Annotated in this window: 19 protein-coding genes; 4 read left to right on the forward strand and 15 right to left on the reverse strand. The window is 44.1% G+C overall.

Annotation, left to right across the window (positions count from 1 at the left end):
- Position 1: 1 nt before the first annotated feature.
- The 3 genes from BTW00_RS07155 to nfsB form a co-directional block, all read right to left on the reverse strand.
- On the reverse strand, positions 2 to 994 hold the full coding sequence (locus tag BTW00_RS07155) for a xanthine dehydrogenase family protein subunit M (protein WP_071002181.1): 993 nt from the start codon (positions 992 to 994) through the stop codon (positions 2 to 4).
- The gene (locus BTW00_RS07160; protein ID WP_058024418.1) at positions 991 to 1,647 is read right to left on the reverse strand and encodes a 2Fe-2S iron-sulfur cluster-binding protein; all 657 of its coding nucleotides are present in this window, start codon (positions 1,645 to 1,647) and stop codon (positions 991 to 993) included. Before BTW00_RS07160 ends, BTW00_RS07155 begins: the two co-directional genes overlap by 4 nt.
- Positions 1,648 to 2,088: 441 nt before the next feature.
- The gene (gene nfsB, locus BTW00_RS07165) at positions 2,089 to 2,679 is read right to left on the reverse strand and encodes an oxygen-insensitive NAD(P)H nitroreductase (RefSeq protein WP_305956139.1); all 591 of its coding nucleotides are present in this window, start codon (positions 2,677 to 2,679) and stop codon (positions 2,089 to 2,091) included.
- Between the two features lie 464 nt (positions 2,680 to 3,143).
- Here nfsB and BTW00_RS07170 point away from each other — a divergent pair, with 464 nt between their 5' ends.
- Positions 3,144 to 3,797 (forward strand): DsbA family protein, encoded by a 654-nt coding sequence (locus BTW00_RS07170; protein WP_075106841.1) that lies wholly within the window; start codon positions 3,144 to 3,146, stop codon positions 3,795 to 3,797.
- 121 nt (positions 3,798 to 3,918) lie between these two features.
- Here the strand turns inward: BTW00_RS07170 and BTW00_RS07175 are convergent, their stop codons facing one another.
- Positions 3,919 to 5,043: an S-(hydroxymethyl)glutathione dehydrogenase/class III alcohol dehydrogenase gene (locus BTW00_RS07175; RefSeq protein ID WP_075106842.1), complete on the reverse strand. Its 1,125-nt coding sequence runs from the start codon at positions 5,041 to 5,043 to the stop codon at positions 3,919 to 3,921.
- A gap of 296 nt (positions 5,044 to 5,339) precedes the next feature.
- Between BTW00_RS07175 and BTW00_RS07180 the strand changes: the two genes are divergently transcribed.
- Entirely contained in the window at positions 5,340 to 6,206 is an 867-nt protein-coding gene (locus BTW00_RS07180; protein WP_075106843.1) for a LysR family transcriptional regulator, read from the forward strand.
- Positions 6,207 to 6,257: 51 nt separating this feature from the next.
- Positions 6,258 to 6,818, forward strand: coding sequence for a DUF302 domain-containing protein (locus BTW00_RS07185; RefSeq protein WP_256714026.1), 561 nt, complete (start codon positions 6,258 to 6,260; stop codon positions 6,816 to 6,818).
- A gap of 92 nt (positions 6,819 to 6,910) precedes the next feature.
- Here the strand turns inward: BTW00_RS07185 and BTW00_RS07190 are convergent, their stop codons facing one another.
- From BTW00_RS07190 to epmB, 8 genes are all read right to left on the reverse strand, one after another.
- Positions 6,911 to 7,198 (reverse strand): DUF4031 domain-containing protein, encoded by a 288-nt coding sequence (locus tag BTW00_RS07190; protein WP_075106844.1) that lies wholly within the window; start codon positions 7,196 to 7,198, stop codon positions 6,911 to 6,913.
- Positions 7,199 to 7,311: 113 nt separating this feature from the next.
- Positions 7,312 to 9,543: a DUF3488 and transglutaminase-like domain-containing protein gene (locus BTW00_RS07195; protein WP_075106845.1), complete on the reverse strand. Its 2,232-nt coding sequence runs from the start codon at positions 9,541 to 9,543 to the stop codon at positions 7,312 to 7,314.
- Positions 9,540 to 10,556 carry a hypothetical protein gene (locus tag BTW00_RS07200; RefSeq protein WP_075106846.1) on the reverse strand — a complete coding sequence of 339 codons (1,017 nt, stop codon included), beginning with the start codon at positions 10,554 to 10,556 and terminating at the stop codon, positions 9,540 to 9,542. Before BTW00_RS07200 ends, BTW00_RS07195 begins: the two co-directional genes overlap by 4 nt.
- 126 nt (positions 10,557 to 10,682) lie before the next feature.
- Positions 10,683 to 11,711: a MoxR family ATPase gene (locus tag BTW00_RS07205; protein WP_075106847.1), complete on the reverse strand. Its 1,029-nt coding sequence runs from the start codon at positions 11,709 to 11,711 to the stop codon at positions 10,683 to 10,685.
- 48 nt (positions 11,712 to 11,759) lie between these two features.
- Positions 11,760 to 12,218 carry a cytochrome c family protein gene (locus BTW00_RS07210; RefSeq protein WP_075106848.1) on the reverse strand — a complete coding sequence of 153 codons (459 nt, stop codon included), beginning with the start codon at positions 12,216 to 12,218 and terminating at the stop codon, positions 11,760 to 11,762.
- A 58-nt stretch (positions 12,219 to 12,276) separates the two neighbouring features.
- The gene (locus BTW00_RS07215) at positions 12,277 to 14,364 is read right to left on the reverse strand and encodes an EAL domain-containing protein (protein ID WP_075106849.1); all 2,088 of its coding nucleotides are present in this window, start codon (positions 14,362 to 14,364) and stop codon (positions 12,277 to 12,279) included.
- A 330-nt stretch (positions 14,365 to 14,694) separates the two neighbouring features.
- Entirely contained in the window at positions 14,695 to 16,434 is a 1,740-nt protein-coding gene (locus BTW00_RS07220) for a hypothetical protein (protein WP_075106850.1), read from the reverse strand.
- Positions 16,435 to 16,725: 291 nt separating this feature from the next.
- A complete protein-coding gene (gene epmB / locus BTW00_RS07225) occupies positions 16,726 to 17,733 on the reverse strand; it encodes an EF-P beta-lysylation protein EpmB (RefSeq protein WP_075106851.1) in 1,008 nt (335 codons plus the stop codon).
- Positions 17,734 to 17,895: 162 nt separating this feature from the next.
- On the opposite strand from epmB, the gene efp reads away from it, so the two are divergent.
- On the forward strand, positions 17,896 to 18,468 hold the full coding sequence (efp, locus tag BTW00_RS07230) for an elongation factor P (RefSeq protein ID WP_075106852.1): 573 nt from the start codon (positions 17,896 to 17,898) through the stop codon (positions 18,466 to 18,468).
- Positions 18,469 to 18,686: 218 nt separating this feature from the next.
- Here efp and BTW00_RS07235 read toward each other — a convergent pair whose 3' ends face one another.
- The 3 genes from BTW00_RS07235 to BTW00_RS07245 form a co-directional block, all read right to left on the reverse strand.
- Positions 18,687 to 20,465 carry a GAF domain-containing hybrid sensor histidine kinase/response regulator gene (locus BTW00_RS07235; RefSeq protein ID WP_256714027.1) on the reverse strand — a complete coding sequence of 593 codons (1,779 nt, stop codon included), beginning with the start codon at positions 20,463 to 20,465 and terminating at the stop codon, positions 18,687 to 18,689.
- Between the two features lie 21 nt (positions 20,466 to 20,486).
- The gene (locus BTW00_RS07240; RefSeq protein ID WP_075106854.1) at positions 20,487 to 21,368 is read right to left on the reverse strand and encodes a ThiF family adenylyltransferase; all 882 of its coding nucleotides are present in this window, start codon (positions 21,366 to 21,368) and stop codon (positions 20,487 to 20,489) included.
- A gap of 69 nt (positions 21,369 to 21,437) precedes the next feature.
- Positions 21,438 to 22,376 carry a TatD family hydrolase gene (locus BTW00_RS07245; protein WP_075106877.1) on the reverse strand — a complete coding sequence of 313 codons (939 nt, stop codon included), beginning with the start codon at positions 22,374 to 22,376 and terminating at the stop codon, positions 21,438 to 21,440.
- Positions 22,377 to 22,418 lie beyond the last annotated feature (42 nt).

Genomic DNA, 22,418 nt, shown 5'->3' on the forward strand with positions numbered 1-22,418 from the left:
ATTATGCTCCCTCGCCCGCTAATGCGCGCTGAATAACTTGTTTTAGTAGGCGACGCGTCAACGGTATTTTAAAGTCGTTCTGACCATTACCTTTGGCATCATGCAATAATAGATCAGCGGCCTGCGTGATAACGTCGCTATTGCCATCGGTATCCATTAATAGTGCCTCAACCTCTTCATTACGCCATGGCTTGGTACCGATGCCGCCAAACGCCAATCGTACTGTCTTTAGGTTGCCATTGTCGTCAGCATCGATGACTGCGGCACAAGATACCAGTGCAAAGGCGTAAGAAGCGCGATCACGCACTTTGTCATAGGTATGCATGCCCTTAATAGGGGCAGGTAATACAACATGAGTAATCAGCTCGCCTGCTTCTAGCACATTTTCGATATGCGGCGTGTCTTTTGGCAAACAATAAAAATCTTTGACATCGATAGCGCGAGTCGAGCCATCTGCTTTAACTGTCTCTATCGTGGCATCCAGTAAGCGCATTGCCACTGCCATATCGGATGGGTGCTGAGCAATACATGAATCACTGGTACCTAAGACAGCTAGGGTACGGTTCTCCCCGTTGATAGCAGGACATCCTGTGCCCGGTTCACGTTTATTACAAGCGCTGTCTGTTTGATAAAAATAATAGCAACGAGTACGCTGCAAAAAGTTGCCGCCCGTTGTCGCTCTGTTACGTAGCTGACCAGTCGCTCCTGCCAAGATAGCTCGGGACAATACTGGATAGTTTGCAATCACCTCAGGATGCGCGGCCAAATCGCTATTGGTCACAAGCGTACCAATACGTAAACCACCATCGGCAGTCGTTTCTACTTGCTCTAATTCTAAACGAGTGATATCGACCAGTTTGATTGGGGTTTCGATCTCTAGTTTCATGAGATCTAATAAGTTAGTACCACCTGCGATAAAAGAAGCGTCTTTGCTGCTAGCAGAGGTTGCGGCTTGCTTAGGTGCATCAGCGCGGCTATATTCAAAACGTTTCATGAGTGGTCTCCTGCCTTGCCTGTTATTGTTTTGTTATTCGCTGAGGCTTTATGGAACTGAGCCTCGCTTGGCGGCGGTGACCAAATACCTGTTACGCTTGAATTTTGTGTAGAGGTGTCATTGGTCTGGGCAGCAGACTCTGACATCTCATTTTCAAGTACTTGTGAGATGGCTTTAATGATATTGGGATAAGCGGAGCAGCGACAGACATTACCACTCATGCGCTCAGCGATTTCTTGTACTAGAAGGCTATCAGGATTCTGCAAGTCTGTGCTCACATGACTTGGCCAATTTTGTTTTACTTCTTCTATTAAGGCAGTCGCTGAACAAATTTGACCTGGGGTGCAGTACCCGCACTGAAAAGCGTCGTTGTCTTTAAACGCTTGTTGCAGCGCCGATAGTGAGTCCGGCATACCGATGCCTTCGATGGTCGTAATCTCATCACCATCATGCATGATAGCAAGTGTGAGACAAGAGTTGACTCGGCGACCATTGATGAGCATGGTACAAGCGCCGCATTGGCCGTGGTCACAGCCTTTTTTGGGTCCAGTAATTTGTAAATGTTGACGACAGACGTCGAGCAGTGTCGTACGGGCGTCAAGATTCTCGAGCTGATAATCCTGCTTATTGATTGTTAACGTCAAGGTAGACATGCTGGCTTCTCGCTGGCAGATGAATATAATGGGTGAAAAAAGCGCCTTATAGCTACGGCGGCAATAAATCCATGGCAATAAATCCATTATGGCGTACCAAAAAACTTGTTTTGTTTTTATTTTGTAGTTGTTGCAGTGTAGTTTTTAATCCGAGGCAGTACCTGAAAGTGTGTACTACCAATCGCTTTAAGCTAACTGATAATCATTTACCTCAATTAGCCTAACCATCCGCTGCTAGCTAGTATTAATTGGTTTTAATTTATCAGCACTCAAACTCACGTCATATAATTTAGCAATATATTATGTGAAGTGGGCAATCTATTTTTTAAAAAAAGGTAGTATATTAAATAGACTTCAATAAAGAAAAGCCCCACAAACGAAAGTTTATAGAACTATTATGAGGCTACTTTAGAATGATCATTTCAAATCAAACACCTAAAACTAGGCTTTAGTGATGATTGTTTTTTCGTCAAATCGAGACTTAGGCAGATCAGCATTAAAATCATCTTCACTACGATAGCCAAGCCATATCACGGCAACAGCGGTATAGCCCTTACTACGTAACTCAAACTCTTCATCAAGTGCTTTTAAATCTGCGCCTTCCATCGGCACAGCATCAATACCCAAAGTAGCAGCGCCTAGTAGTAATGTACCCATATTGAGATACAACTGCTCTATCAACCAATGCGGCTCGTCCTTTTGCTCGTAGCGACGAATGTCCAAGAACATTTTGCGCGTTTGATGCATTTGCTCTCGGAACTTTGGTTCTGCAAAGCGACCATCGGCATCTTCTTTGTCGAGCAAGCCTTCTAAAAACTCGTCATCGGCATAGACACGACTACAGAATACAATGACATGCGAGGCATCTTTTACTTTGGCATCATTGAATTCATACATGCCCTCAGTGCCTTTTGCAATTCGAGCTTTACCAGCTTCGTCATCAGCAATCACAAAATGCCAAGGTTGAATATTGGTGCTCGACGGACTGAGACGTAAGATATTTTTTAGACTCTGAAAGTCTTCTGCTGATATTTTTTGTTGGTGTCAAAGTCTTTGGTGCTGTAACGCCATTTCATTGCTTCAGTGATATTTTTCATATATGACACCATAGTGAGTGTTAAGTTTTTATTTTTTATTGAATTATTAGTATTAGCGTTATTTATAAATAATCATCGCTAATTTCAATGGAGCAACTTTAAATAAAAACCTGTTTTGTGACCACGGCAGATTGGTTAAGTAGTCATGGGTTTTGTTATCAGTGCGTCAGTTGTTAGACCGTTTTTGCAAAAATTTCGGCTATCCTACTGATAATATTTACAATTGAGCTACCTAAGTGATAACGCAGACTGTGCAGACTACATTGTAATCGCTCCCTCATTCTCTTAATATTGACTGAGTGATATTATCCAAAGCTGATTCAACCAAGTCGCTTTGGCTGATATATCTAGCTATAAAATACCGTCATAAAAAATAAATAATAATGCCTGCGAGGATATATGAGCACATCAGAAAAACCACTCCGAATAGATATCGTCTCAGACGTCGTCTGCCCTTGGTGCGTCATCGGTTATCGCCAACTGGCAGCAGCACTTGAGCAAACCAATACCGCACACACCATTCATTGGCATCCGTTTGAGCTGAATCCTCACATGCCAAGCGAGGGGCAAAACTTGCGTGAGCACATTATCGAAAAGTATGGTTCGACTAAAGAAGAGTCAGATGCTAGCCGAGTCAGAATGACTGAAGCTGGACAGGAAGTCGGCTTTGAATTTAATTTCAATGACGACACTCGCATGCACAATACATTTAATCTGCATCAGCTGCTGCATTTTGCAGACCAGCAAGGATATATGCATGAGTTAAAACAAGCGTTATTTGCGGCACATTTTACCGATAATAGAAACATCTCCGATATCAATGTGCTTGCTGACATTGCAGCTGAGACTGGACTGGATCGTAGTGAGGCACTGGCAGTGCTAGAAGGTCAGTTCTTTGCAAAAGAAGTGCGAGCAGAGGAACAGCATTGGCAGCAGCAAGGCATTCAAAGTGTGCCGGCGATTATCTTCAACGAGCGTCATTTGGTCAGCGGTGCGCAAGGAGTTGAAAATTACATCAGCATATTAGAACAATTGGCGAACATGACTGACTAAACCGTCTGTCATTGTAAAAAAATAAAATAAAAAAATGCTGCTTCGACATCGAAGCAGCATTTTTTATTGTAGCGTTATCAGGTTAAAACCATGATACGGCTATGACTCTCAGCAATGAGGCTTAGAAATTAACAACCGTACGGATGCTCTCACCTTTATGCATTAAGTCAAACGCTTCGTTCACGTCTTCTATTGGCATCGTGTGGGTGATGAAATCCTGTAAAGGAATCTCACCTGCCAGATAGCGCTCGACATAACCTGGTAGCTCCGTACGGCCTTTCACACCACCAAATGCTGAACCTTTCCAGACGCGACCCGTCACTAACTGGAATGGACGGGTTGAGATTTCTTGTCCAGCACCAGCGACACCGATGATGACTGACTCGCCCCAACCTTTATGGCAGCACTCTAGCGCTGAACGCATGACATCGACGTTACCGATACATTCAAACGAATAATCCACACCGCCATCAGTTAGATCAACGATGACTTCCTGAATCGGTTTGTCGTAGTCTTTTGGATTGATACAATCGGTTGCGCCTAGTTTTTTAGCTAACTCAAACTTGCTTTCATTGATATCGATGACAATGATACGTTGGGCTTTTGCCATCGCAGAGCCAATCACTGCGGATAGTCCAATGCCGCCTAGACCAAAGATGGCAACCGTTGCGCCCTCTTCAACTTTTGCTGTATTCATGACCGCGCCCATGCCCGTGGTCACACCGCAACCAAGCAAGCAAACTTCTTCTAATGGCGCTTCTCTATTGACTTTGGCTAGAGAAATCTCTGGTAGCACAGTATATTCAGAAAACGTTGAGCAACCCATATAGTGATAGATAGGCTCGCCGTCTTTGTAAAAACGCGTCGTGCCATCTGGCATCAAGCCTTTACCTTGCGTCTCGCGTACTGCTGAGCAAAGATTGGTTTTTCCTGAGCGGCACATTTTACAAACGCCGCACTCTGCCGTGTATAACGGAATGACATGATCACCAACCTGAACGCTGGTTACGCCTTCGCCGACTTGCTCAACGATACCGCCACCTTCATGACCCAAAATCGCTGGGAATACGCCTTCTGGGTCTTCACCAGATAAGGTAAAAGCATCTGTGTGACAGACACCACTGGCCACGATTTTTACCAGTACTTCGCCTTTACGTGGTAGCATGACGTCTACTTCTTCGATAGACAATGGCTGCTTTGGGCCCCAAGCGATGGCGGCTTTTGATTTGATAAATTTATCTGACATAGGAAAATCTCTTTTTGATTGTTATTGATGGATTGTAACGTAACGTAAACTTAAAACGTCATTCTCGCCCAATCATTCTTTTTGTTCAATAAGGCTATCTGCTCGTTTTAATCGTCACGATTTCTGTGACTAAAACGGATAAAGATAGACTGAGCTTATCTTGCCTGCCCTCTGTAGGCAAGCATTGATGACCATAAAGCAGCATCTATTTACATTGATACTAACCATTATATTTATTTCTGAGCAGATAACAATATGCTATATTTGCAAATATCTTTTACATATTGGTAATAATCATGCGCTGGGAAGGGATTAGTGAGTTTGTCTGTGTGGCAGAGTATGGGAGCTTTACGCGCGCTGCAAAAGTGCTTGGCATCTCGACTGCGCAAGTCAGCCGCCAGATCAGTGCATTAGAGGAGCGACTGAATATAAAGCTGCTATATCGTACCACGCGTAAAGTCTCACTCACCGAAGAGGGCCGCGTGTTTTATCAGCATTGCCGCAGTGTGCTCGATGGTTTGAACGCGGCTGAGCAAGCGGTGAGCAATTTGCAATCAAAGCCTCAAGGTAGAATTAAATTGACCGCGCCTGTGACTTATGGCGAGCAGCAACTACTACCACTCATCAATGATTTTATGATGCAGTATCGTGAGATCGAAGTAACTGCTTTTTTGAGCAATCAACAGATTGATTTGGTCGAGGGTGGCTACGATTTGGCCATTCGTATTGGCAAGTTGCGCGACTCTACGATGATGGCAAAAAAGCTTAGCCTGCGCACCAATTTTGTCTGTGCGACACCAGCCTATCTCAATCAATACGGGGTACCGCGCACGCTTGACGATCTCAGTCAACATAACTGCCTATTGGGTACGCGCGACTATTGGCATTTTGTCGAAGATGGTACAGAAAAGAACTTGCGCGTCTCTGGTACCATACAGTGCAACAGCGGTTATAGTCTGGTTGATGCGGCGTTAAAAGGGCTTGGTATCGTACAGTTGCCTGATTACTACGTACAAAAACATCTGGCATCGGGTGCGTTGGTGAGCTTACTCGACGACTATAGAGAACCCAAAGAAAGCATTTGGGCGCTCTACCCACACAACCGTCAACTATCGCCAAAAATCAGACTACTGGTCGACTATTTGGCAGAGCGTTTGGTGTAACGATCAATTGGAATATATTGCCATCCCCTGCCTGATGACGCACAATAAGTATTGGGTATTGCCACCTACTACGGATCGCTCAAGGATATCACTACGATTAAAATTGTCTCTATTGCCGCTCTAGCATTGGCCGTGTCATCTTGTGCCAGTGTCGATACGTTTTTGAATAAAGCCGATGCTACTGATTCACCGACAGCAACAACCCAGTCAATCAACGCTGACAAAGGTCTAGTAACCCTACAAAGCAATCATTCCGTCCAAGATACCGCAGATAAGCTGGTCTCAATTATTGAAAGTAAAGGCATGAAAGTATTTGCGCGAATCGATCATCAAAAAAATGCGCAAAGTGTCGATCTATCATTACGACCAACGCAAGTCGTGATGTTTGGTAATCCTAAAGCAGGCACGCCATTGATGAATTGCGAACAAACGGTTGCCATTGATTTACTACAAAAAATCCTAATCAGTGAAGATGCCAATAAAAACGTCTGGCTCTCATACAATAATCCTGACTACCTAAAGACACGCCACCATATCAAAGGCTGTGATACTGAGCTTGATAATGCCTCAAAAGCGCTCAACGCGATCAGCACGGCGGCAGTTGCCAAATAATATCAAACGAGAAAAGTATCATCTAAGCAAAAAAAAAGGTGGGTGAGCAAAATCTCTACCCACCTTTTTCTTTGTGTAACTTATAAGCTGCATCAGTCACTATCAGATAACGACATTTCAGACTGCAGCTCTACTTTTAACTTCTTTGCGCACTCAATAATTTTTTTCCTGTCGGCAGGCAGCGCCCCATTCTCAAGGGCTGTTTCGCGCATTTGCACGGTAATATCATAATGCGGGTAGCTTGCGGTGCGGTGGAATAAACGTGGATCTACCTCAATCAATGCTGCAAAATCATGCAGCTCTTGCAAACTATCCGCAAGCATATGACACCATTTATAGCCTTTGAATTTTATCTGCACAACATCTACATATACCGCCATGAGACACTCTCTCTTACTTATCTTCTCAAAACAACCTTTACTGATATTTGCTACATATCCATGTGTCAGCATCTTTAATCTCACTCAAATTATCAACGCCATCCATTAAAACGTTACAATAATTCGCGCACATTTTTTTTCAGCTGCTTAAGTAGTTTTTGATATTCACTATGGTTAGTATCCAAGTTACTCAGGCGCCCATAACGTAGCTGACGGTAATCTTGTCTAATTTCAACCAGCTTTGTCTGAATCGCTATCGGGTTTTCACTGTCTGTTAAACGACTTGCATGACGGTGAGTATCGTTATCTAACCGTCTATCGATAGCAGATGCTAAGCGTTCTAGCCATGCCAACTGTCCTTCATTATCCTCTCGAGCCAATAATTTATCGCGCTTGCCGATATGTTTTGAGAGCTGGGCAAGCGGCAAATCTGCTGGATGCCAGCGTTTGCGCCGCCGCTGCCAAATGATGAATACTAAGGTAGTCATAACGATAATAGCACTGGCCGCTAACCAAATCACTTGCTGCATAATGGAGCGGATATTAAACCATTTTAATAGCGAATCTGCTTGTTTGTCTTGATCATAACCAACCACGTCTTTTTGCCAATAGTAACTGGCTTGGTCAGACAAGCGACGTAGTGTTTGTAGCATTTGATACTGCTGGTAGCTGATTTGCGCGCTAGCACCACTGCCAAACATGGCTGCGCCTTGCTGCTGGGTCATCGCATTCATACCCTGCTCAACTCGCTCAGGCGCCACAAATGACGTGGGATCGACACGTACCCAGCCTTGGCCTTCGAGCCAAACTTCAGTCCATGCATGCGCATCTTTTTGACGCACCTCCCAAACATCACCACCTTGACTCAGCTCACCACCTTGATAGCCTGCTACTACCCGCGCTGGAATACCAGCTGCGCGCATCATAAAGGTAAAGCTTGAAGAGTAGTGCTCACAAAACCCTGCTTTGGTCTGAAACAAAAACTCATCGATACGATCAGTATTGAGTCGTGGCGGTGACAACGTATAGCGAAACTCTGTTTGATTGATCCAGCGCTCGATAGCAGCCATGTAGCGCACTGGATCTGAGCCTGATTGTACAAATAACTGCTTAGCAAGCGCGCGTGCTTGCGGATTGCCCTCTGCTGGTAGTGTAAGATTCACACGTCGTGATGCATCAGTCAGAATCGGGTCAATACGCATTGATGAGAATTGCATTACATTATAGCGAAGCTGCTGCGTGACTGGCTGATCTTTTGATAATGTAAAGTTGGAAGTAATGTTGATATCTGGCTGCTGAGAAAAAGGATAATCGAGCCCGAATAACCAGTTCTGCTGAGTAGGTTCTAGGATAATTTGATAGCGAGTAGGTGCGGCTTGCACTTGCTCAGGAACGGTAGCAAAGGCATTTTGGATCCATGTAGGGGCTTGCGATCTAGTCGGCCATTGGCTTACCTGATTGCTTGGACGCCAGGTAACTCCGTCAAAATCACTAAACACGAGTCCGCGCCAATATAGTTGCTGTTGCGGTGGACGCTCATCGCCAAACTCTACGCGAAAAGCCAGCTCAGTTGACTGGCCTAGAATAGCAAAATCACCGGGTGACATACTATCAGACACACCTGTGGTCGCTTGCTGACCTGATAGTTGTACTGACCACAGTGGCGGCAGCCTAGGGAAAAATAGAAACAGCACCACTAACAATGGCAGTGCCCCAATCCCTAATACCCCTAAAGTACGCAGGCGTCCATCACCGTCATCATTGCTATCGTCGTTTAGGGCAATAAACGCCAGCAGGACAATAACAGCGCCCAGTACCACCTCTAAAGTTGTCAGCAACCCTTGATCCATTAAAAACAATGCAGCAAGTACAAATAACGATAGATTCAACACCACGTAAGCATCGCGCCGCTTGTACAGCTCCCAAAGCTTACTAGCGAGACATAGCACCAAAAATGCCACGCCCATATCCAGCCCAAATGCTGTGTTATACGTTAGCCATAGACCTACTAGACCTAATAAAAAACCCAGCATCTGCATGCTTTGATAGACACGTTTTAAATGCGAGAGTTTTTTTAGCCGACTCTTGAGACGCGGTAGTTGGGCAATGATACTAATCGCCGCAAACCCGATTAACCATATTGGCAAGTGAGCAGCATGTGGCAACACGACTGCTATTTGAGCAATTAGCACCCAGTAGTAGGCTGGTAGAGCCAGTAATCGCCGATACCATTTATTATCAGCTGCTATGCCACTTTTCGCTTGTATATTTTGACCGAGTGCTAACTGCTCAAAGCTTGCCGTTTTTGTGGCATCGGTTGCAGAAAACTGTTTGGGTTCATTCATGGTGCTTTCGCCAGCCTTAGCAAGCACGCTTGCGCAAAAGTCTCGCCATCACCCACCGCTGCGCTAGTAGGCGTATCATTGGGTAAACGCATTTGAAAGGGCACGCCTAATTGACCCAATGTCAACGCCCCATGAGCCAATTGCGCAAGCTTCTGTTCATGATGAGCACCTGGCATATCTGCATAATCAAGCGTTTGCTCATGACCGACAGGGTCTGCAAAGTGCTTGGTAAACATGCCTTGACCCCGTGCCACATGGCCCCAAGAGACACGGGCCAGTGACTCCCCTTCAATATAACTGTCTAGCCGCTCAAAATCATCCTGTCCTTGCTTATATTGGCCACCGACTGGTAGATCCTCCGAGCTTGCAACTGAATACTGCACCTGCCAGTCAAATGCTTCAGGTTTGGGATACACCCAAGTCTTACGCGCAAAATAGACATAAGACCAAGCACGCATAATACCCAAAGGATAAACGGTTTTAATTATTAGTCGTGGCAGCTCAAGAGGACCGCGATTGTAAGTTTGAACAGGTAGGCGAATAGTTTGCTCACTTTGTAGACTCGTTACGAGTATGGAGCTTTGCCGATTCGTGCCACTTTTATCCTTCTTGTCAGCTGCTTGCTCAAACTCAAATAATAACTGTCGCCGTGGTTGACGGCTCTCACTTTTGAGTTGCAGTGTCACCCAAGCAGGTGTCCCCGCCTCTGTCATAGTGACCTCCAGCAAATGCACTTGTAAGCCAGATATATGAGCAAAAGTCACATGAAAACTGATTAGCCAGACGCTGACCAGATAAAAGCACAAGCCAAGTACCAAGTTATTGCCATAATTGATACCTGCGATAAAGGTAATCACTAATAGCACAGCAAATAGCATACCCTCACGACTAAAAAAAATATAGACGTTGCGTAGATTGAGCGTCGCGCTATCATTTTTGGGTGCGCGCGAGGCAAACCAACGGCTCATTGCTGACCTGATTGACGCGGTTAAGGCTTTTGGTAAAAAGCTCATGACTACCCTATTCTTACCATGTAATTGACTCTAGTCGCTAGTCCTCAGCCTAACGGACTCAATGATATAGCCATGTATTATCAAACCTGCTCGTACTTCAATATAGATAACTAAAAATATAGACAGCTAAACGATGACAGGCACGTCTGCTAAAATGCGTTGGGCGATGGTTTTTGTTGCCTGCCCACCAGTCACATGCGCGGGTACGAAACGCTGACCGAGACGATGATCAGCCACGGCAGCGAAGACCGCTTGGATATCTTCAGGCGTCACCTCCATATGCCCCGACACATAAGCATAAGCCTGTGCAGCACGCTGTAGCGATAGCACGCCACGTGGTGATAACCCATGATACTCTTGGCTTGCTCGAGTCTTTGCAACAAGTCTTTGTAGATAATCCAATACCACGTCCGCCACATAAACTTGTTTTACGCCTTGTTGTGCCAATAGCACAGCCTCAGTATCAAGCACCGTATCTAGATCCTTTAATAGCTCACGGCGATCTTGACCTTTTAGTAGTTCACGCTCTGCCATAGGTGATGGATAGCCCAATGACAGACACAGCAAGAACCTATCTAACTGTGATTCAGGTAACGGATAGACGCCAGCTTGTTGCAGTGGGTTTTGGGTTGCAATAACAAAGAACGGCTGCGGCAAAGGATAAGTTTGTCCATCTTGCGTCACTTGTCGCTCTTCCATTGCTTCAAGGAGTGCGCTTTGCGTCTTGGGGCTGGAGCGGTTGATTTCGTCAGCCAGTAGCAGTTGAGTAAAAATAGGACCGGGACGAAATTCAAAACGCAGTTTACTTTGGTCATAGATACTCATGCCTAAGATATCGGCAGGGAGCATGTCATTGGTGAACTGCACTCGGCTAAAACTCAGGCCTAACAGCTTAGCTAACCCTTGAGCCAGAGTTGTCTTACCCATACCAGGTAAATCTTGTAGCAATAAATGCCCACCTGCTAGTATGCCACTGAGTGCCAATTTAACTGCTTGCGGTTTGTCCAATACAATTTGGTTCAATTGCGCCATCAATTGTGCAATTTTCTGCTGATTGCGTTGCAAATCGGTGCCACTAGGAGCGGATTGACTAAGCGTTTTGGCTATTTTTTGATATGTAGGTGATGGTGCTCTATCGTTAGGGGCATGGGTCATAGTAAATTATCGGCTCATTTTTTGGGTCATAACGATCAACCAGTAAGGTCAGTTCGCATCATCTACGACGATCGGCGCATCAGCGCGGAGGGTTGATAAATACGCAATAACATCCGCGCGCTCTTTGGCATCTGGCATAGGGTCTGATAGCATCTTTGAATCTGGCATGGCTTTTTGTGCATCCGCGATATAGGGATCGAGTGTTTTGGCGTCCCATACCCATCCTGACTCTGTGAGCCCTTTGCTATAAGTGTAATCTTTTAGCTCAGCAGCTGGTGCGCCGTATATATTCATTAATTGCGGGCCCTTTTTATTGAGACCAGCGTTGAGCTGGTGGCATTGACTGCAAGCATCTTGATAAATTAACGAGCCATTATCTGCATCTCCATTGACATATAGTGGTAGTGTCACAGGGTCGCGATGATCAGGCGGGGTATGCTCACAAGCAGTGAGCAATAAAACAGCGGCAAAAAGACTGCTTATTTGATATTTACTAATAATAGACATTTTGGCAATCTTTGGTTGGTGAGCATTAGCGATAAAGATTTTGTAGCATCGCAATATGTTAACTGGCAATCTTTAGCGTTTTGCTAGGCTTTTCTAAATAGTATCCTTGCAGATAGCGCGCCCCCACACTCCATGCGACTGACATAGTCGCTGCATCTTCAATATACGGCATTAGCACATCAACATTTACCTCATTGATGCGCATGATAAGTGATTTAACCGTGTCTAAGTTATCTGCTGAATGGATATCTTGTACATAGTTACGCGCCAAACGCACGATATCCGGCTGCACTAAATTGGCAATTTCGATAGATTTGGCAGAAGAACCAAAATTGGTAATGCCCATTTGACAGTTGACTTCATCAAGGGCCGAAAACTGGGATTTTGCCACAGTTAAATGATCCGAGATGTCTTTTTCGTTAAATTGCAACGTTAAGACACCAGCGGCGCCGCCTACTGCCTTGATCAGTTGGCTTGCCACATTGGGCAGTTTCTTGTCAATTAATGAGGCACTGGTTAGCTGCACCAATAGTCTGGCTTCAGGATGCTCTTTACGGACATCATTGATTTTTTTGCACGCATTAATGAGTACCCAGCGATCTATCTTTTCAAGTAGCTTGTGTTTTCTGGCCACAGCCATAAACTGATCAGGAGTCAATACCGTGTTATCGGCATCGGCCAATGGCAGACGTAGATACACTTCAAAAAAGTCACTACGATCTTGATTGATATCGTATATTGGTTGAAATGACAGCTCAAATCGACTGTTTGTAATAGCATCAATCAGAGACTCAGCAAGCGCATGATCATCACTATTGGCATGCTCACTTGGATCATATAGATGATAAGTACCACCATGGTTAGAGGTTTCGACCATGATCTGGCTAATAGCATCCATAGCACGCTCTATTATTATAGCGGGCTCTGCGGTATTTTTTTCGATTTTGACGATTGCGATACTTACCGTGGTACTCGTCGTACGCTTATCTACCTCAATGAGCATCTCACTGATACGCGAACCGATGTTCTCAGCCAGCTCTTCGAGCTCTGAGGTAGTTTTGTCTTTGACAAGTATCATAAATGCGGTATCACTAAAGCGGCTGACATGTCCATTCGATACCAGTTCATCTAGTGCATAGGCAACCTGTTTGACAGTCGTATCTACTCCTTGCAGTCCGAGGCTACTTCTTATTTTTCCAATGTTATCGAGCTGTACATAGAGCAATGCTGCTGTCAGCACGCCTTGAGTTGCTTGCTGGTGTACTATCGCCATTTGCTCCTCAAAGCCGCGGCGATTATTCACACCTGTCAGGTTATCTTTACGCTCTGCTTCAGCCAAGCGTTTGGCAACCTCTGCGCTGTTGCTAGCATTTTGTTGTATGATAATCTGAGTAACGGGTTCGCCATCTAAAGTCGCAGATGCCAACTGTAATTTTGCCTCAAAAGTACTGCCATCTGTGCGCACGCTTTCAAAGTTAAACTCAACTTCGTCACGGCTACCTTTATCGAACTGACGTAGAAATTGCTTGAAGTCCTTGACACTATCGCCACCTGAAATCAAATCAACAACAGGCACACCTATGGCATCATTCATTGACCGAAAGCCAAACAGTTGAAGATAGGGATCATTGGCAAAGATATGGATACCTTCATCGATATAGGCAACTGCACTTTTCGAGTTTTTAATCAGCACATTGGCACGTTGCTCTGCTTCTGATAGGACATGGCGTAGTTTCTTGAGCTCACGGCGACTACGCAAGCTGTCATGCTGTAAGCAGATAGCCATAACGATAGCCATCTCTTGATCAGCCTTGAGTGCTTTGACCATGGTTCCGCTCATCACCGCAGGCAACCCCTCATCATTACACGCGGTCGATATTACCTCATCCTTCATCAAATAAATCATCGGCAAATCAATGCTATGCTCTTGAATGATGCCAACCACATCCGTAAAGCTCATATCATAGGCACTACCGAACACCAGCACATCCCATGACTGGCGCAGTACTTTTAATAGCTCTTCTTTATCATCCAAAAATCCTAAATTCACGCTGTCATAATAATCACTCAGTAGATGTACAAGACGCTCAGCATAGAGCTGATCATCGTTAATCACTAATAAATTTAAGGTGGACTGAATGCGCATAGGTAGCCTTTTAATCTTATGGTTGTATCTTTATCTCTTATTTTTGACACCTTATACTGTTTCCAAAAACTAACCTAGCTTAGAAAACATTATAGAGAGTAGGCTCAGTAAGTATTGTGATAGTGGCTGAGTTTTAGTTGGCATGATATATTCTAGCGCCCGAGGTATCTTATAAATCAGAGTAACAATATCCCTCATTATAGACAATAATTCGGTTGACTGCAGGTTAACTTATGACCTTGTTTGTTTAATATCATCATCAAAAAAACATCAGCCTTTTTTCTTATACGGTACAACCTATCTTTCTTTCAGTAAATTTATAAATAGTCATTATTTGGCTATTTCGTATTGACTAAACCCGTCAGTCATCAGTAATCTACGACCCAAACGTAAATGGGTCTGTTTACTGTTGATACGCATGATGACTCTATCATCAGGCTGAAAGTAAGACGAAGGTACAATAAGCGAACTCATGGTTTGCAGCTGCTCATCTTTGCCAAGAATCAGCGCTGGCACAAAATGATGGTTCAGTGGGTCCCTCCCTTCCAAGCGCAACCCGCATGCCACAATCTGATGACCAAGCAATTGCCATTCAACCTCTTTGTCTTTGGTATCAAAGTGCCGCCAACGTACTACCCCTATTGACCAATCAGGCTGCTCTGACACATCAGGTTGACAGAGTAAGAACAAACTCATGATATGTAATGATGGCGGTGTGGTTGCAACAAGCTCGCCATCTATCGTATCCATGTCAAGAGCTTCCTCTCCAACATGCTCTTCATTCAAGACATCTACTGTTGGTACCAATCGCAGTGTACGAAATAATGACAGACTGTCATGGCTGTCAAACACCTCTATGTCTAATACGCTATTACTGTTTTGCTCTGCATTAACCGTGTCATAACGAGGGCGCTCATCTATGGATAACTCATCTATTGCTATCAAGCTAGCAAAGCTGTTTGAGTCACCAACATGGTGATGGATACTGTTAAAACCAGCGATTAAACTCGCACGATGTTTGATACCATATTTAGTAGGCAGCGTGAGCTGTGGTTGTAGATAACGATAACTGACTGTCATTGATATTGTATTCAACAGACCGTGTCCTATCCCCACATTACTCCTCTCAGTGGATAGCTGCCTACGTGAATTAAAATACTGCACCATAGGAGTCAGCTCTAAAAACAAACAGTCATAGCGATCTTCATAGGGATTTATCTCAGAGTTGGGCGTTAGATACGTTGGTGGTTTATCACTCTGTAAATCTACGAACACGCGTGTTTCCGTCGTTGGTTCTATTGTCGCAACAATATAATGAGACCATTCATGCAATAAACGTTGTACCAATAGAACATTAGGACGACGCATGGCACATACATTCAATAAACTATGCAAACATATTTGGCAATAAAGCTGATGAATACTATTTGTGTAAGGTGTCACTGTTTCTCGATTCAGATCGAGATGAGACACACGCTGTTGATAAGCGAGATGATACAGCTGATTAATTCTCGACCAGAGATAATCTGATGGCTTGCGATAGCAAAGTGCCTCTTCACACAATAGCTTGTGGTACCTCAGTAGCGACTGATAAATGGCAACCGTAAGCGTATTGGCGCGCTTTTTATTAGTATTAAAATAGCGCGGAAAACCTTTCTTTAAAATATTTTTTGGCTGACTGTTTGATATTAATTCTTGACGACGTACAACCTTGTCATAAGCCAAAATAATTAAATAATGCAAGGATTTTACTTGAGCCACATAACCCAACTGCACCTCACTCAGCACGCCTGTTTCATAAATATACTGCTGTCGTAACGTGGCAATCAACCGATCTGAAGCATCGCTCACAGCCGTCATCAGTTTAAGGCGTTGAAGCTCATCTATATTGGCCTCGCATAATACGGAGAGAACTTTTTCTAAGTGCTCAGCTTGCTGCTCTTGGGTTTGTGAAGATAGCGTTGTCAATAGTTTGAGAAAATGATGCTCTTGGCCGCTCCCTGATTGGTTTGGCGTTGGTAGTGGCTCTTTGGAAGAAAGGGTTTCTTGAAACATAGAGAAAGTTATCATCAGTATTCCTACTCACTGTTAGTCACTCTGAGTAAGTTGACAAGAGGCAAGTATGCAACCACACAAAGTAGAGCAATATCAGGTAAAAAGCATGCAAACTGTGTATTGTTTTAAAGAGGCTATGGGTATGAACGATAGACGTTTTATTGTTAGACAATATATTTTAGGCGTTCTATCAATATAATGCCTGATACCGTGACCCCCTTCTTATAAAAAATCAGTCACTGACCAATTTTTATCAACAATCGTCTCTTTTTAACAGGTTTTTTCTGCACCCCTATATTGCCTGCGTTAAATATGTTTGTAAATATCAATCGGCACCTTAAATGGCCTATTCGGCAGTTCTCTGACCAACTTGGGTACCAAATATCCCGGTAATGCTGCCAATAACGACCAGTAGAGCTCAATTGACGACCGCTCGTCATTATCAAAATGCGCGGCACCAGCCACCTTATCCAATACGTGCAAATAATACGGTAGTACGCCACAAGCAAACAAACGCTGGCTTAATTCTGTCTGAGCATCGATATTATCGTTAACACCTTTTAATAGTACTGCTTGATTTAGCATCGTCACGCCAGCTGCGCGAGCACGTTGAAGGTACTCTGCTGTCAGATCATCAATCTCGTTGGCATGATTACAATGAATGACCATCACGAGACGGCAACGACTTTGAGACAGTCTGTCTAATAGTGCGTCATCCAATCGGGCTGGAATAACCAGCGGTAGACGAGTATGTAGTCGAATCGTCGTCAGCTGCGGAATAGATTCCAAAGTATCTAACCATGCAAATAAACGTCTATTGGTCACATTTAAAGGATCACCCCCGCTCAAAATCACTTCATTGATTTCAGGATGCGCGCTGATATAGTTGATGATATTTTCTTTTGCATCAGCAGTTGGCATATTGGCGCTATAGTCGAAATGCTGACGGAAACAGTAACGACAATGAATCGCGCACGCCCCAGTGATCGTCAGTAATACTCTTGATTGGTACTTGTGCAGCATTCCTTTGACAGGGTTTTGGCTGTGTTCACTTAACGGGTCCGCCACATAGCCAGTGACCGCAATCTGCTCACGCTTATCTGGTAGGACTTGTTTTAGTAAAGGATCATCACGGTCGCCCACAGTCATTTTTGCCACAAAGCCGCGCGGCACACGCAGCACAAAATGCTTCGGCACATAGACGTCTGCGCGCAATGATTCAAGTTTTAGGAGACTGAGCAGCTCATCAACAGAGGTAATGGCTTCCGATAATTGCGTTTGCCAGTTTTTTTGTGTGATTAAATGGTTTATCATGACAGCCTACTACCTGTACCCAAAATCGGATATTATACGCCCTTAGTGTCTACCCTATCAAAGTATACTGCTAATACGTAAGCACTTGGCTTGGCAGCAACTTTTGGTACAGTCAGCCTCATATCTATCTACTACCATATCTACAACCCCTAGGAGTCTCTTGTGGCAAGTTTTTCTACTAATGAATTTAAAGCTGGTCTAAAAGTCATGCTTGATGGCAACCCTTGTGCCATTCTTGAAAACGAATTTGTCAAACCCGGTAAAGGTCAAGCCTTTAACCGCGTTAAGCTGCGTAATCTTCGTAGTGGTAAAGTACTGGAGCAAACATTCAAATCAGGCGACAGCTTAGAAGCGGCTGATGTGGTGGATACGGAAATGAACTATCTATACAATGATGGTGAGTTTTGGCACTTTATGCATCCTGAAAGCTTTGAGCAAATTCAAGCTGACAAAAACGCGATGGGCGACGCGATACAGTGGTTAAAAGAGAACAGCAATGCTCTATGCACCATTACTTTGTTCAATGGCACACCTTTATCAGTAACGCCGCCTAACTTTGTTGAATTACAAATCACAGAAACCGATCCTGGTGTACGCGGTGACACCTCAGGTGGCGGCGGCAAGCCGGCTAAGCTAGAAACTGGTGCCGTGGTACGTGTACCGCTATTTGTACAGCAAGGTGAAATCGTCCGTGTTGATACGCGTACGGGTGACTACCAAACTCGCGTAAACTAATAGCGCGATAAGCGTGATTGATCGCTGAGATTGTTGTGTTGATTACTAATAAAAAAGCTTAACCGTTTATAGAGCGGTTAAGCTTTTTTGTGTTTACAGCGGCTGTATTCATTGTCGCATAGTCGCCTTTAACGTTTGGTAGCGCCTAGTATTTAGTTAGTCGCGCCTAATATTTAATAGTCATTGTCATGGCAATTATCATGATAACGACCTGTGACTTACTCCTCTTCTGATAGCTGCTTTTGTATCAACCAATATTGCACTAAAGCATTTAGCTGCTCCTGTTTAAAAGGTTTGGTGCAATAATCTTGCATACCCACTTTTAAGTACTTTTCGCGCTCTCCATCCATGGCATTGGCAGTCAAAGCGATAATAGGTGGTAGGTCTTGAGGGTCATAAAGCTCATGCAGCTTAATAGTGGCCTGTACACCATCCAAAATCGGCATGTGATGATCCATCAAGATGACATCATAACGTTTGGGAAACAAAGCAAAAGCTTCAATCGCTTGTTGACCATCAGTCACATGAGTGACGGTATGACCGCTATTGGTCAGTGCCTTTCTGGCAATAATGGCATTAACGGTATCATCTTCTACCAATAAGATATGACCTGCACGCTCGTGGCTAGGCTCTGCCATTGTGAGATCATGAGAGTCTTGCCATGCTTCGTATTTCTCTTCATCAATAGTCGGTAGCGGCAATAACACTCGAAATGTAGTACCAACGCCTACGGTACTATCGACACAAATATACCCACCCATCAGATCGACAAGAGATTTGCAGACGGAGAGCCCAAGACCTGTACCACCATAGAGACGATGCGTGAATTTATTGGCTTGATCATAAGCATCAAATATTGCCTCTAATGACTCAGCTTTTATACCGACACCTGTATCTGTGACCTCAATACATAAGGTTATATTCTTATCCGCCTTACGTTCTAACGTCTCCTGCCTCATGCTATTTTTATCAATATTTTCACGATAGCAGTTATCCATATGCTTGACATCAATGCTCACTCGCCCGCCCTCACGAGTAAATTTGATTGCATTATTCACAAGATTTGCAATGATTTGTTTGAGACGTACCGGATCCCCTTTTACATAAGGTGATAACGACTCGGTATAATGGTAATCTAGCGTCAAACCTCGTTGACGTGCCTTAGTAGAAAATAGGCTGACCACTTCATTACATAATGTAGATAAATTGAGTGGGATAGAATCAATATACATTTTTCCAGACTCAACTTTCGATAAGTCCAAAATCCCATTAATAATCACCATCAAATGCTCATTAGAGACTTTGATATTATCTACATACTCTCGCTGTTCAGCGCTAAGCTCAGTGTCACCTAGCATCTCTACCATACCAATAATACCGTTCATTGGTGTTCGTATTTCGTGACTCATATTGGCCAAAAAGTTAGATTTCATCTCATTGGCATGTTTGGCATCACGTTCTTTGTCCTGTAGCTTCAACGCATCTGCTGCCATCATCGCAAACTGCGCCAATATCTCTTTTTGTTGGTCACTAAAGCTATGATTGGGCTTGGTATCCATCAGGCATAATGAACCTAACCGGTAACTTTTATTGCCCTCATGCAAAATGATCGGTGCACCCGCATAAAACCGCAAATGAGACAAGCCTGTAACTAATGGATTCTGATGAAAGCGACTGTCCTCCAATGCATCTGGCACCACAAAGACTTCATTAGATAAAACCGTATAATTACAAAAGGCTACTTCACGTGTTGTGGTACGTACACTCTCAGTCTCACTGTTGAATTTGCAGGCTGCTTTTAAATATTGCGTTTCCTCATCCATAAAAGTGATCGTTACCACCGGCACATCAAAAAACAGTTTTACGAGTGCAACGAGTCGATCAAATGCAGGCTCCTCATCTTCATTGAGTACCTGATATTTTTTCAACTTGTTGATACGCTCTACTTCATCTACCGCTACTGGGTAGCTGCTTTTAGGTGAGTTAGATATAGACAAGATCGACTCCATTAAATAATATCAGACGCTCGATTGGTGACTCGTCTGCTTTATCAATAATTGTAACGCTTCATTCACCATAATCATTGCGACCACCGATGTGACGACCACTGCCGACCCATAACCACCACATTGTAGCCCGCCTACTTGGCAGCTCTTATCCACATGTGGTGGCTCGGTAGAATAAACACATTTGATACCGAACTTCTCTTTTAGCGCGCTATTGATGCCTTTTTCGTGGCGCAGCTTGTTACGCAATTTGGCAAGCAATGGATCTTGATAGCTGTCGCGCAAGTCGCTCACTCTTATTTGACTTGGATCTATCTTACCACCTGCACCACCTGCACAGACCAGCTTTAATTTATTAAAACGGCAATGTAGGGCAATCGCCAGCTTGGCATTCATATCATCGACGCAATCTAAAATTACAGTAGGTCTACCTTGATCAGCGGCTGCTTTCGCTTGATGGCGACTCGGCAGTAGCGCTGCGACGTTTTCGACGGTCAAGAAATCATCAACGAGATTTAAGATGACTTTAGGATTGATCTCTCTAATACGTGTCGCCATTGCCTCAATTTTGCTTTGACCAAAAGTACTGTCTAGCGCCGGTAGCTGCCGATTGACATTAGAGGCCACCAACACGTCCAAATCAATTAAAGTAATGGTTCCGACTGCCGTACGTGCCAACGCTTCTGCCGCCCAAGAACCAACACCGCCTACCCCAATGATATAAACATGCGACGCTGCAAACGTATTGACAGCTGATGTGCCATAAAGCGTGCGCGTACCTTGAAAGCGGCGGTCATACTGCTCATTTTTTTCATCTACGCTAGCTTGTACATTATCATATTCGGTAGTGACTGGCTCTACGACTGGGTGCTCAATTTGTCTGGTTTCATTCATAGCTTTTTAAATACTCTTTTTAAATATTTTGACTGTGCTTACTTCATCTTTTAAGTATAAGTTTAATAATTATGTTGGGTAGGCCCAGTTTACTTTTAGGGCATCGCAGCTATTTTGCCATAACTGCTTAGCAAGTTTATCCTGTGAGACACCCAATAATTCACTTAAACTCGACAATACCCAAGGCAAATTAGCAGGAATATTCCTATCATGTGCGTGGGCTGCCTCCCATTCATTGTCTGGGCTTTGTCCAACGGCTGAATGCTGACTATTTGAATTTTGACACATAATCGGAGTCATGTCCGGACAGTCTGTCTCAATCACCAAGCACTCAATACCATATGTATCCACAGCGGCTTGAATAGCACGGCGCAGTTTTTTGGCGTTCGGATTGGTCACCTGACCTGTAACACCCAGCTTGAACCCTAGTTTTACAAAAGCTTTGGCCTCTTGTTCACCACCACTAAAACTATGCGCAATACCGCCCAATGTGTGAGCATCGTATTCGTGCGCTTTTAATATAGCGAGCGCTTCGGCATGCGCCTTACGAATATGAAGCATTACGGGCAACTGGTGGGTCACAGCGATATCTAGCTGCGCCTCAAAGAACCGCTTTTGTTTATCAAAAACAAAAGGCTCTTTCATTGCATCAGTAAAGGTATCCAAGCCTATTTCACCAATGGCTAATGGTCGACGGTCAGCAACCATTTGTGCCAATTCTATCAAATGAGCATCAGTATGCTGCTCGATATAAAAAGGATGTAAGCCTAGCGCAATATGGGTACAGAAATCAGACTCGTTATGCTCGCCAGTGTCTATGCCAAAACGCTTTGATAACTTATCGATCAACTGCTTAGTGTCATACATACGCTCAAAGTGCTGATATAAATAGCCCACGAGCACAAGATGCCGAATGCCTTGGTTGTAAGCTTTTTGAACCTGTTGCTCTCGATCATTATCAAATATTGGCGCGTCGAAATGTGTATGTGTATCGATAAGGGGATACATACTGGTTGATACTTGTTTTACCTTAGTCGATGACTCAGGACC

The sequence above is a fragment of the Psychrobacter sp. C 20.9 genome (genome assembly GCF_001921765.1).
GTDB classification, from domain to species: Bacteria; Pseudomonadota; Gammaproteobacteria; order Pseudomonadales; family Moraxellaceae; genus Psychrobacter; species Psychrobacter piscatorii_B.